10 protein-coding genes are annotated in these 12,134 nt (G+C 68.8%); 5 read left to right on the forward strand and 5 right to left on the reverse strand.

Going from position 1 to position 12,134, the window contains the following annotated elements; translation table 11 throughout:
* Positions 1-5: 5 nt before the first annotated feature.
* The 3 genes from ABD648_RS09880 to ABD648_RS09890 form a co-directional block, all read right to left on the reverse strand.
* Positions 6-254 carry a YbdD/YjiX family protein gene (locus tag ABD648_RS09880; RefSeq protein ID WP_282214782.1) on the reverse strand — a complete coding sequence of 83 codons (249 nt, stop codon included), beginning with the start codon at positions 252-254 and terminating at the stop codon, positions 6-8.
* Between the two features lies 1 nt (position 255).
* Complete coding sequence (locus ABD648_RS09885; RefSeq protein WP_282214783.1) at positions 256-2,511, reverse strand: carbon starvation CstA family protein; 2,256 nt, start codon at positions 2,509-2,511, stop codon at positions 256-258.
* Between the two features lie 177 nt (positions 2,512-2,688).
* Positions 2,689-5,874 (reverse strand): S8 family serine peptidase, encoded by a 3,186-nt coding sequence (locus tag ABD648_RS09890; protein WP_282214784.1) that lies wholly within the window; start codon positions 5,872-5,874, stop codon positions 2,689-2,691.
* Positions 5,875-6,086: 212 nt separating this feature from the next.
* On the opposite strand from ABD648_RS09890, the gene ABD648_RS09895 reads away from it, so the two are divergent.
* The 5 genes from ABD648_RS09895 to ABD648_RS09915 all read left to right on the forward strand — a co-directional run bounded on the left by ABD648_RS09895 (position 6,087) and on the right by ABD648_RS09915 (position 10,728).
* On the forward strand, positions 6,087-6,629 hold the full coding sequence (locus ABD648_RS09895) for an ECF transporter S component (protein WP_282214785.1): 543 nt from the start codon (positions 6,087-6,089) through the stop codon (positions 6,627-6,629).
* Between the two features lie 98 nt (positions 6,630-6,727).
* Positions 6,728-8,398, forward strand: coding sequence for an ABC transporter ATP-binding protein (locus tag ABD648_RS09900; protein WP_282214786.1), 1,671 nt, complete (start codon positions 6,728-6,730; stop codon positions 8,396-8,398).
* A gap of 44 nt (positions 8,399-8,442) precedes the next feature.
* A complete protein-coding gene (locus tag ABD648_RS09905; protein ID WP_282217536.1) occupies positions 8,443-9,228 on the forward strand; it encodes an energy-coupling factor transporter transmembrane component T in 786 nt (261 codons plus the stop codon).
* A 10-nt stretch (positions 9,229-9,238) separates the two neighbouring features.
* The gene (locus tag ABD648_RS09910; protein WP_282214787.1) at positions 9,239-10,114 is read left to right on the forward strand and encodes a siderophore-interacting protein; all 876 of its coding nucleotides are present in this window, start codon (positions 9,239-9,241) and stop codon (positions 10,112-10,114) included.
* The gene (locus ABD648_RS09915; protein WP_282214788.1) at positions 10,111-10,728 is read left to right on the forward strand and encodes an ECF transporter S component; all 618 of its coding nucleotides are present in this window, start codon (positions 10,111-10,113) and stop codon (positions 10,726-10,728) included. The genes ABD648_RS09910 and ABD648_RS09915 overlap by 4 nt, the downstream gene beginning before the upstream one ends.
* Before the next feature lie 53 nt (positions 10,729-10,781).
* On the opposite strand, the gene ABD648_RS09920 is transcribed toward ABD648_RS09915, so the two are convergent.
* Together ABD648_RS09920 and ABD648_RS09925 are read right to left on the reverse strand one after the other, a co-directional pair.
* Positions 10,782-11,435 carry an HNH endonuclease signature motif containing protein gene (locus tag ABD648_RS09920; RefSeq protein WP_282214789.1) on the reverse strand — a complete coding sequence of 218 codons (654 nt, stop codon included), beginning with the start codon at positions 11,433-11,435 and terminating at the stop codon, positions 10,782-10,784.
* A 337-nt stretch (positions 11,436-11,772) separates the two neighbouring features.
* On the reverse strand, positions 11,773-12,084 hold the full coding sequence (locus tag ABD648_RS09925) for a hypothetical protein (RefSeq protein ID WP_282214790.1): 312 nt from the start codon (positions 12,082-12,084) through the stop codon (positions 11,773-11,775).
* Between the last annotated feature and the right edge of the window lie 50 nt (positions 12,085-12,134).

Raw genomic sequence — 12,134 nt, forward strand, 5'->3', positions numbered from 1 at the left:
GCAGGTCAGCAGCACCGGGCACCGGGGTTGCGATCCTGGTCGTCCATCTTCTGCCGCCAGAACTGCCGCTCCGTCATCGGCTCCTCTCCCGGATGCGCGCGGCGATGGTGGGCGACGTACGTCGCGTACGCCGTGTCGCCCATCAGCGTCGTCATGTACCAGCGGATGCCGCGGCCGACCCGCCCTGCGACACGAACGAGCGTGCGCAGGGGGTGGGTGGTCGCGGCATCCGCTGGATTCATGGTGTCGACCATCTCAGTGACTCGACGCCTTGCGGTCGTCGGCGAGGATCGGCTCCCACTGCTTCTCGAGCTCGCGCTCCGCGGCGTTCGGCAGGAATCCGGCCGGGGCGAAGCGTCGCGAGGCCACGGGCTCCTCCTCGGTGTTCTCGCCGCCGCCGTTGCGGATCGCCTTGATCGTCACGATCACCGCCGCGACCATGACGATGATCGCGAGCGTGACGAAGATGATCGACAGCGTGCCCTGCACCGCGGTGTTGCGGATGACCGCCTCGAGCACCTCGGGAGCGCCGAGCGAGTCGTCGCCCGAGTCGCGGGCCGCCACGTACTTGAAGTGGTTCGCCCAGTAGCCGATCGCCGGTACCGGCGAGAGGATCTTGTAGAACGAGGCCGTGATCGTCACGACCGCCGTGAACGCGAGCGGCAGACCGATGATCCACAACCACTTGAAGTAGCTGCGCCCACGCTTGGCCACGATCGCCAGCACCACGGCGAGCGCGATCGCGGCGAGCAGCTGGTTCGCGATGCCGAACAGCGGGAAGAAGGTGTTGATGCCGCCGAGCGGGTCGGTCACGCCGAGGATGAGGATCGCTCCCCAGCCGGCCACCATGATCGCGGTGCAGATCCAGACGCCGGGACGCCACGAGACGTCACGGAACTTGGGGAACCAGGCGCCGATCGAGTCCTGCAGCATGAAGCGGGCGACGCGCGTGCCGGCGTCCACCGCGGTGAGGATGAACAGCGCCTCGAACATGATCGCGAAGTGGTACCAGAACGCCATGAGCGCCTGCCCGCCGAGAGCCTGCTGCATGATGTGCGCGAGGCCGAGCGCGAGCGTCGGGGCGCCACCGGTGCGCGAGACGATCGACTCCTCGCCGACCGCCTGGGCCGTGCCGGTGAGCATCTCGGGTGTGAGGTTCACCCCCGTCAGCCCCAGCGAGTTCACGAAGGCGACGGCCCCTTCGACCGTGCCTCCTGTCGCCGCGGTCGGAGCGTTCATGGCGAAGTAGATGCCCTGGTCGATCGAGATCGCGGCGACGAGCGCCATGATCGCGACGAACGACTCCATCAGCATGCCGCCGTAGCCGATGAAGCGCGTCTGGCGCTCCTTCTCGATGAGCTTCGGCGTCGTGCCGGAGGCGATCAGGGCGTGGAAGCCCGACAGCGCGCCGCAGGCGATCGTCACGAAGAGGAAGGGGAAGAGAGGGCCTGCGAACACCGGCCCCATGCCGTTCTCGCCGAAGATGCTGACTGCCGGGACCGTGATCTCAGGGCGGACCAGGATGATCGCGCCGGCGAGCATGACGATCACGCCGATCTTCATGAACGTCGACAGGTAGTCGCGAGGTGCGAGCAGCAGCCAGACCGGGAGCACCGCGGCGATGAAGCCGTAGATGATGATGCCCCACGCGATCGTGGTGCGGTCGAGGTGGAAGATCGCCTGACCCCAGTCGGTCGCGGCGACCTGACCGCCGCCGATGATCGCGGCCATGAGCAGCACGAAGCCGATGATCGAGACCTCGGTGACCTTGCCCGGGCGCAGGAAGCGCAGGTAGATGCCCATGAAGATCGCGATCGGGATGGTCATCGCGACCGAGAACACGCCCCACGGGCTCTCGCCGAGGGCGTTGACGACGACGAGCGCGAGGATCGCGACGATGATCAGCATGATCAGCAGCGAGGCGACGATCGCCGCCGTGCCACCGATGCGGCCGAGCTCCTGTCGCGCCATCTGGCCGATCGTGCGACCGCCGCGGCGCATCGAGAAGAAGAGGACCGTGTAGTCCTGCACGGCACCGGCGAGCACGACGCCGACGATGATCCAGATCGTGCCGGGGAGGTAGCCCATCTGCGCGGCGAGCACGGGACCGACGAGCGGGCCGGCGCCGGCGATCGCGGCGAAGTGGTGGCCGTAGAGCACGCGCCGGTCGGTGGGGACGTAGTCCTTGCCGTCCTGTTTGACCTCGGCCGGAGTGGCGCGACGGTCGTCGGGGCGCGTGATGTACTTCTCGATCACCTTCGAGTAGAAGCGGTAGCCGATCAGGTACGTGCACACGGCTGCGAACACGAACCAGATCGCGTTCACGGTCTCGCCGCGGACGATCGCGAGCATGGTCCAGGCGACGGCCCCCAGCAGCGCGATCGCCGCCCAGAGGACGATCTTCGGCAGGGTCCAGCGATTCGCCTTCTCGTGGTGCTCGTCGGAGAGAGCTGTGGAGGGGAGTTTCGGGTCGGTGACGATGACGGGTTCAGTGCTGCCCGGTGCGGTCATGGGGGTCTCCTCGGGATACGCGTCGTTGCGTTCCCCCACGCTAGGAAGGCCCCGGCGCCGGCGGAGGATCATCGGACGGATGCTGCGACGAGCGGCGGCGACGACGCGATGAACGGATGCCCGGACGCACACAGCGCCCCGCGGTCTGTCGACCGCGGGGCGCTGTGCTGTGGGGGCTTACTCCGGCTTCGGTGTCTCCGGAACCTCCGTCGGCGGGGCCTCGGTCGGCGGCGCCGGCGTCTCCGGTGCCGGCGTCTCGGGGGCTTCCGTCGGCGGCGCTTCCGTCGGCGGGACCTCCTTCTCCGGGACCTTGGCCGCCGGGGCGTCGACCGTCAGGATCGTGCGGACAGCCGAGTCGCCGTACTGCACGAGCCCCAGGTAGCGGGTGCCGGCGGTGAGACCGGTCCAGCCGAGCTGGTAGCTCGTCTTCACACCGCGGAGCGCGGCGATCGGGTTCGGCGTCGCCGTGAGCGCGCCCTCGTCGGCGGGCAGGACGTTGGCGTAGGTCATGTCCCACGTCATCGGCCCCGTCGTCGAGTACACGTTCGCCACCACGAGGTAGGTGCCGGCTGTGGGGGCGGGGATCGTGACCTGCTCGTCCGCCGAACCGGTCGCTGACCGCCAGCGCTCGTAGTACTGCAGGTCGTCGGCGCTCACCACGCGGTAGACGGTGAGGTCGAGATCGCTGCCGTCGTCATCCGACGAGTCGAGGTCGAACCGCGAGAGCGTGGTGCCCTCCGGCACGTCCACGATCCAGGAGACGTCCTTGTTGGCGTCGCCGGAGTTCTCATCACCCGAGTGCCCCTCGACCGGGTTGTCCGGGTCGGCGAGCAGTTCGAACGGAGTGAGCCCGGAGAGGTTCAGCGGCAGATCCCCGTCGAGACCAGGGGTGATCTCCACGGTGGTGCTGCCGTCGACGCCGGTGCCCGCGACTTCTGCCGGAGCATCCGCCGTCACCGGGAACACCGCGATCGGAGAGCGGACCGTGTTCTTCTTGCTCGTCCAGACGAGAGACCCGGTCGTCCACTGCTCGACGGGTGCGTCGGCGTTGTCGAACGTCACCGTGAACGTCTTCGTCTGCCCCGCCTTGTCGAACGTCAGCTGCTGGGGCGAGACCTGGACGTTCAGTCCGGGGACCGAGGCCTGCGCCGTGAAGACGCCCTTCTCGGTCGAGGTGACGGAACGGGTCACGGTCTGCTCGCTGGCCAGAGAGCCGATCGAGATCGACGCCTGGTTGAGGTCGCTGCCGTCGATGGGCTCGATCCCCGGGAAGTCCGAGAGACCCTTCCCGTCGAGGAAGGCGGCCCAGTCCTTGACGCCGTTGAGGTAGAGCAGTCCGGGGTTGAAGAAGCGCCGTGGGTCGACGTGACCCGCCCCCTGTTCGAACGGGTTCGTGTTCGGCGATCCGTCGGCCAGCACGGTGTCGTAGGCGGTGGTCATCATCGCCGACTTGACCTCGGCGGGCGTCGCCTTCGGGCGCTCCCCGAGGTAGAGGGCGGCGAGACCCGCGACGTGGGGCGAGGCCATCGACGTGCCGGAGAGGATGCCGAAGGTCGGCTTCTCCCCCGGCGCGTTGTTCGTCGCGGCGAGGATCGCGACGCCGGGAGCCGAGACATCCGGCTTCAGCACGTCGCTGCCGTCGGCGAGCATCGGACCGCGGCTCGAGAAGCCGGCGATCTGCGGCGTCGGCGTCGTCACACCCGTCGTGTTCTCCCCGACCAGCGAGATCGGCAGGTCGGTGCCGCTCTGCACGTAGGCGAGCACGGCCTCACGATGCACGGACCCGAGGTGCACGGTCGGCACCGCGTGGAAGTCGTTGTCGAGGGAGTCCGCACCACCGGGCACGTTCACCAGGACCATGCCGATGCCACCGGCATCCTTCACGACCTGCGACTTCTCGGCACGCGCGTTGTTCCCTCGATCGCAGACCACGATGTGACCTGCGACCTTGGCCGGATCGAGGGTGCCGGGCAGGCAGACCTGCGCGTCGACGGCGCCGTCGGCTGCGGCATCCGCTGCGGCGATCGACGGGCCGGTCACTGTCGTGCCGAACGGCACGCTCACCGAGGCTCCGGCCTGCGCGAACCCGTCGAACTGGACGGTGCCCTCCCAGGTCGGGATGGTGGATGCCGCGACCGTCGTGTACCACGGCGAGGCGTGGTCGGCCGTGACGGGGTCGGGACCGTCGTTGCCGGCGCTGGCGGCGATGAAGACGCCCGCGGCGGCCGCGTTGAAGAACGCGAGGTCCTCGGGGGCGAGCACGGTGCTGGCCGCTCCGCCGCCGATCGAGTAGTTGATCACGTCGACGCCGTCGGCGACGGCCTGGTCGATCGCAGCGACGAGGTCGCTGAGCGCGCAGATGTCATCGGTGGTGACGGTGGTGTCGGGTCCGACGTAGCAGGCCTTGTAGGCCGCGACCTTCGCGCCGGGGGCGACGCCCGAGATCGTGCCGAACTTCACGTCCTCGATCTGGGCCTTGACCTTGAAGTTCCCGGCCGCCGTGCTCGCGGTGTGCGAGCCGTGGCCGTCGCCGTCGCGCGGCGAGAGGTAGTCGTACTGGAAGTCGAAACCGGCTGCCTCCGCACCGGCGTAGAAGTACTGGCCGCCGATGAGCTTGGAGGAGTAGTCGCGCTTGTCCCAGTCCTGACCTTCGACCATCGCGGACTGGAACTGCCCGCCGTCGGACTTGTCGAAGTAGACGTAGGTGCCGTCGGTGTACGGCTGGCCGCCTTTGTGGCGGTTCTGCTGCTTGTTCTGCTTCTTGAGCTTCTTGCCCTCGAACGACGGATGCTCGGGAGCGATGCCCGTGTCGATCACGCCGACCACGACGCCTTCGCCGGCCTTGTCGACGCCGCCGGTCTGCTGCCAGACGCCGCCGCGACCCTTGCGGTCGTCGCCGAGTCCGAGGAAGTCGGTCGAGGTCTGCGCGTCGGGGTGCCGGATCTCATCAGGGTAGACGCCGAACACGTCCTTCGAGGCGCGGAGCTCGTCGACCTGCTCGCCGGTGAGATCGGCGCTGAAGCCGTTCAGGACGACCTGGTAGGTCGTGTCCGGGGTGATGCCGACCTGCGTGGCGAGGTCGGTCTGCTCGGTCTGGAGGTGCTCGACATAGCGCTGGGAATCCTGCGACTGCGTCTCGAGCTGCTCGCCCTCGGCGGGTTTGGTCGCCTTGAGGCCGTCGACGTCGCCTTCGTAGCTGGCGAGCGGATCGGACTTCATCACGACGATGTAGTGCCCAGGCGTGCCGGCGACGGGGACGGGGTGCGTCACCTCCTCCGCCGCGTAGCCTGCGGTTGCCGTCGATGCGATGAACAGCGTGGCCAGGGTGGTGGCTGCTGCTATGCGGAGGGGTGTTCGACCCATGCGCTTTTCTCCCGATGCTCGATGATCTTCGTGCGGCGTCGTTGCCGCAATGCCGCTCAAAGTAGTCCGGGGTCGAAGGCCACGCCAGGGGATTGGCGGAAACATAGACGAAGGGCCACAGGGGGGACTTTGGTCGAAGGGGCGGCGATGGTTCGCCCTTTTTGCCGGCCCTCGGCGGCGCTGCTCGGCGGTGGCGCAACTAGGCTGGGGAGGTGGCCCGAACCCCCGTCCTTTCGACCAGATTGCTGCTGGTCTGCGCGGCGATCGGCGTCGCCACGGGCATCATCGGCGGGATCGCGGGGCTGCTGACACCGGTCGTGCTGCTCGCCGCCCCGTTCGCCTACGGGCTGCTGCTGGGTTCGCATGTGCTGCCCGGCATCATCGCTCAGGAGGTCCTGCGTCGGCCGCTGGTCGCGCTGATCACCCACGTCATCGCCGCGCTCGTCGCGAGTGCCTTCAACCCGGCGTGGGCGCTGCGGTTCCTCGGCACGGCGCTGCTGTTCGGGGCGATCCAGGAGGGCGTCGCGGCCCTCACCCGCTATCGGGCATGGGGCGCCTGGCGGTTCTTCGTCTCGGCGGCCGTGATCGGCGTGCTCGTCGCGGTGGTCGTGTTCTTCGCCGCGCATCTCGGGGCGCTGCCACTGTGGGCCCAGGTCCTGTACCTCGTGATCTCGGTGCTCGGCCCGATCGCGTGGACGGCCGTCGGGCTGGCGATCGGGGCGGCGCTGCGGCGGGCCGGGGTCGCGCAGCGCTGAATCTCCGCGGTGCCGATCGCGCGTTTTCGCTCGATGGCGGATCAGGTAAGGCTCAGCTAAGTTAGAAGCGTTCGATCCGCCGACCTCGGGACTCCGCCGTGCGCTCATCCGCGCCCCTGCTCCGCGTGCGTGAGCTCTCTCTCACCCACGCGGATGCCGCGCACCCGTCGCCGCGCGACGTGACGTTCGACATCGACGCCGGGGAGGTCGTGCTGCTGCTCGGGCCGTCGGGTTCGGGCAAGTCGACGCTGACGCTCGCCCTCAACGGGCTCATCCCCCATGCGGTGCCGGCGACCATGACGGGCACCGTCGAGGCGGGTGGGCTCGACACGGGGTCGACGCACACGGCGACGCTGAGCACACAGGTCGCGATGGTGTTCCAGGATCCGGATGCGCAGATCGTCACGGGCACCGTGTACGACGAGGTCGCATTCGGGCCGGAGAACCTGCTGCTCCCGCTGGAGGAGGTGCGTGCCAGGGTCGAGGACGCGCTGCGCCGTGTCGGGCTGTGGGAGCGTCGCGACGACAACCCCGACCACCTCTCCGGCGGCGGGCGGCAGCGTCTCGCGATCGCCTGCGCGCTGGCGATGGGGTCGCCGCTGATCGTGCTGGACGAGCCCACGGCGAATCTCGATCCGCAGGGAATCGACGACGTGTATGCGGCGCTCACCGATGTCGTGGCGGCGGGCGATCGCGCGATCCTGCTCGTCGAGCACAACCTCGATGCGGCCATGGCCTTCGTGACACGCACGATCGTGCTCGACCGCGAGGGACGCGTGGTGTTCGACGGGCCGGCGGCGGAGATCATCCGGACGCATGCCGAGGAACTCGTCACGATGGGCGTGTGGCTGCCCACGGCGACGCTGGCCGCACTGCGGCTGCGGGAGCAGGGTCACCGGTTCGATCCGCTGCCGCTGTCGCCGGAGGAGCTGGCCCGTTCGCTGCCCGCAGCGGACGTCTCGTCTCGCCCTGCTCGCACGACGAGCACGACGACCGAGGATGCCGGTCCGGCGATCATCCGCGCGCGAGGGCTGACTGTGCGGCGGCGACGGACCGAGATCCTGCATGGCATCGATCTGGATCTTGCGGAGGGGAGTCTCACCGCGATCGTCGGCGCGAACGGCGCCGGCAAGACGACGCTGATCCAGGCGCTGGCGGGGGTCGTGCCGCCGCCGAAGGGCCAGGTCAGCGTCGACGGCATGGATCCGGGGTCGGCGTCTCCGCGGGATCTCGCTTCGCGCATCGGCTTCGTGTTCCAGAATCCGGAGCACCAGTTCATCGCGCACACCGTGTTCGACGAGCTCGCGCATGGACTTCGCCTCCGGCGCGTTCCGGATGCGGAGATCACGGCGCGCGTGGAGGAGATGCTCGCGCGATTCGGGCTCGAGCACAAGGCGGGCGTGCATCCGTTCCTGCTGTCGGGCGGCGAGAAGCGGCGCCTGTCGGTCGGCACCGCGCTGATCACACGCCCTCGGGTGCTGGCGCTGGATGAGCCGACGTTCGGTCAGGATCGTGCCAGAGCATCCGAGCTGCTCACGCTGCTGCAGAGTCTGCGCGCCGAGGGTACGACGATCGTGATCGTCACGCACGATCTGCAGCTCGTCGCCGAGCACACGACGCACACGGTGGTGCTGAGGGACGGGCGCGTTCATGCGGCGGGCCCTACGTCGACACTCTTCCGGGACGAGCAGGTCTTCGCGGACGCGGGACTGCGCCTGCCCGCGCTGCAGCGGGTCCTGGCATCCGCCGGTCTGGAGGTGGCGTCGTGACCGCCACGACTCCCGCGTCGGCACCCTTCGATCCGTACGCGACGATGACGGCCTCGTCGCGCCACCAGTTCCTGTACGCCCTGAATCCGCTCGCGAAGGTGGTGGGTTTCGCGCCGGCGATGGTGCTGCTCATCTTCGTGCGGGATCTCGCGACGCCAGCCTCGTTCCTCGTGCTGGCGTACGCGGTGATCCTGATCGGTGCGCGGCTGACGGGGCGGCTGCTCGCGCTCATGCTGCTGGCCCTGCCGGTCGGGATGCTGGCGATCGGCGTCGGGTTCTCGCTCTGGGTGGATGCCGCGCTCGTCGCCGAAACCGCCCCGTTCCTGCGCATCGGCGGGTGGACGCTCTACGCAGGCGCCCTCGAGATCGGGTTCGCGACGGCGCTGCGCCTCGGTGCGATCATCGCCCTCGCGCTGATCGGCGGGCTCACGACGACGGGCCCTGATCTGGTGCGGGCGAGCGTGCAGCAGCTGCGCGTGCCGTATCGGATCGGGTACACGGCGCTGGCGGCGTTCCGGTTCGTGCCGCGGTTCGGGCATGAGCTCGCGGTGATCCGGGCGGCGCATCGCGTGCGCGGGCATCACGGCGGCCGGGGTCCGTTCGCGCGGATCGCTCGCGGGTGGGGGTACATCGTGCCGCTGCTGGCCGGTGCGATCCGGCATGCGGAGCGGGTGGCGCTCGCGATGGATTCGCGCGCGTTCGGCGCTCACTCGACGCGGACCGAACGGCATCTGGTGCCGTTCCGTGCGCGCGACGTCATCTTCACGGTCGCGAGTCTCGCGGCATCCGCGGCGATCTTCGTCGCGTTCTTCCCCTGGCAGCTTTCCTGAAAGGCGTCGTATGGCATACAGCAAGCTGGTCAAGCCCGAGTCGGCCGAGCTCATCCACCTCACGGTGCTGCGCAGCGAACAACTGTCGGCGCACTGGATCAGGGTGACGCTCGGCGGCGGCGAGATCGAGAAGTTCCGGCCGATGGGTTTCGACCAGTGGTTCCGGCTGTTCCTGCCGATCGGCGGCGACGCGGGTCTGGATCGGGTGCCGGCGAAGGCGAACAAGGTGTTCGGGTATCTGAAGTTCCTGCGGATCCCCGACGGCGAGCGGCCTGTCATGCGCAACTACAGCGTGCGGGCGTATCGCGCGGCGACCGCGGATGCCGGGGCGGAGATCGACGTGGACTTCGTGCTGCACGGCTCTGCGGCCGATGGCACGGCCGGTCCGGCGTCGCGGTGGGCGGAGACGTGCCGGCCGGGGGAGCATGTGCTGATCATCGACGAGGGTCTGACTTTCAACCCGCAGCGCGGAACGGATCGTGTTCTGCTGGTCGGCGACGAGACGGCGCTGCCGGCGATCGCCTCGATCAGCGCTTCACTGCCGTCGGATGCCGCCGGCCTCGCGATCATCGAGGTGCCGACGCGGGAGGACGCGCTGTCGTTCCCGCATCCTGCGGGGCTCGAGGTCGTCTGGATCGTGCGGCCGCACGAGGCCGCACCGGGTTCTCTGGCGTTGGAGACGCTGGGCCGGACGGCTCTGCCGGAGGCGCCGTTCCACGCGTATGCGGCGGGCGAGCAGGCTCTCGCCTCGGGGGTGCGCAAGCATCTCGTGGGTGAGCGCGGTGTCGACAAGAACGCGGTGAGCTTCTGCGGGTACTGGAAGATCGGCGCGGCCTCTCCGGCGTCGAAGGCCGCACGCGAGGCAGCTGCGGAGCCCCTCGCATGAGCGGCACCGACGCGGGCGCGCCCCGGTCGCGCGGACGCTTCCGCTTCCCGACGGCGATCCTGTTGACGTGCGCGGCGCTCGGCGTCGCGGGCGGTCTGCTGCTGGCGCCGGCGAACTGGATCTCGACGATCCTCTTCCCCGGTCTGCCATTCGTCAGCGTCGCTCTGGCTGGGCTGTGGCTGCTGCCGTCGGTTATCGCCTTGCGGCTGCTGCGCCGGCCGCTGGTCGGATTGCTGGTCGGCCTGCTCGCCGGGCTCGTGATCGTGCCGTTCTCGGGCTACGGATTCGGCAGCGTCGCGACGAACCTGTGGTGGGCGGCGTTCACCGAGCTGCCGTTCCTCTTCGTGATCTGGCGGTACTGGGGAACGTGGCTGCACTACGTCGGCGCGGTGGTCGTCGGCGTCGTGTATCCGCTGCTGGCGTGGGCCTCGTTCAACCTCGAGACCATGCCCGTGGGTGTGCGCATCGCGTTCTTCGCCATCACGCTGGCGAGTTGCGTCGGGGCGACGGCTCTCGGCATCCTGATCGCGGATCGTCTGCGTCGAGCCGGGGTCGGCGGGCGGCTTCCGCAGCCTCGTTCCGCACGCACGCCGGCCGCGAAGCCGGAGGCCTGAGAGCTCGACGCGCGGAGATTCCGAGGTGCCGTTCTTACGGCCGGAGTCGTCGTTCATGCGGCGATGTCGAAGCGATGGCGGCCGCCGGTGCGAGGCGTGCGGGCGGGGTCGACGTGGGCGGGCGGGATGAACCACACTCTCGCGGCGACGCCGGTTCCGTCGATGCGGACTTCCCATCCGTTGTCATGGATCCGGTGGTGGCACGTCTCGCACAACAGCACTCCGTTGCTGAGATCGGTGGGGCCGTTGTCCCTCGTCCACCATCGGATGTGGTGCGCTTTCGTCATCCCCGGTGGCAGACCGCACATCGCACACCCGCCATCCCGCTCCACCAAGGCGAGGCGTTGCGCACGGGTGAAGAGGCGTTTCTCCCTCCCCCAGTCGAGGATCTCGCTGCGCCCGCCCATGACCCACGGGATCACCCCGGCAGCCAACGCCGCCCGCAGCACCTCATACCGGGCCGGCAACCTGGCCCCGAGTAGGTCCGTGCGGGGAGCGGTCGCCTCTCCCACTTTCACCAACCGGGACGCATCCCCCGACGACACGCCCGTGGTCGCGGCGATCAACTTCGCCGCCGACCGGAACCCGTGCTCTTTCGCCAGGCTCCCCGCACCCAGCTCGGCCCGCGACTCATAAGCAATCCGCGCGGCCACATCCGCGTGCACAGCATCCGCCGTCCGCTGCACCACCCCGATCGCCGTCTCCACCGCGATCAGCTGCTCCCGCGACAACCCCGTCGCGTCATCCGCACCCGCCCACCGCATCGAGACGGGTGACCGCCTCCAACAATCCAGTGAGCTTCGACATACCCCCAGTTTACCGCGCGTCCACCCGACTTTCGAAGCTTTGTTCGATTGCATGCTGGAATATCGCGCCAGTGCCGCAACCCCGAGTTCTAACGAATTGTCGCGAGCATCCGAGCATTCGCCGCATAGTCGAATGTGCTGGAGATGAGCTCCGCTGATTCACCAGCACTCGTAGACCGCCGCCCGATGGCCCGGATGCGCCGCCGCGACCGCGGCACCGCGGCACCGCGGCAGGCCCTTACACCAGGTCGAAGAGCCGACCGAGTCGAAACGGCGGCAGGGTTCGCATCTGGGAGATTGCGTGGAACCTCGCCTCGCCCTCGAGTCTGACCAGCGGACGCAATGGCCCCTTGATCAGCAACATGCAGAAGATCCCGTCGTACCAGGAAATCGCCTGGCCGAGGGAAGCCCGTTGCGCCCAGGAATGAACCATGAGCCACGCAAGGAATGCAATGGGAATCAGTACCCAAAGAGCCAACCCGCGCACGATCAGAAGAAAGAACCAGCCGAGACCTTGAAAGAACTTCGCCACGTCATCCCCGCCGATCATGCTTTTGCGCTTCACTCTAGATGCGCGGGATGCTGCGGCAGGAGCACCGA

This window comes from Microbacterium luteolum (genome assembly GCF_039533965.1).
GTDB classification, from domain to species: domain Bacteria; phylum Actinomycetota; class Actinomycetes; order Actinomycetales; family Microbacteriaceae; genus Microbacterium; species Microbacterium luteolum.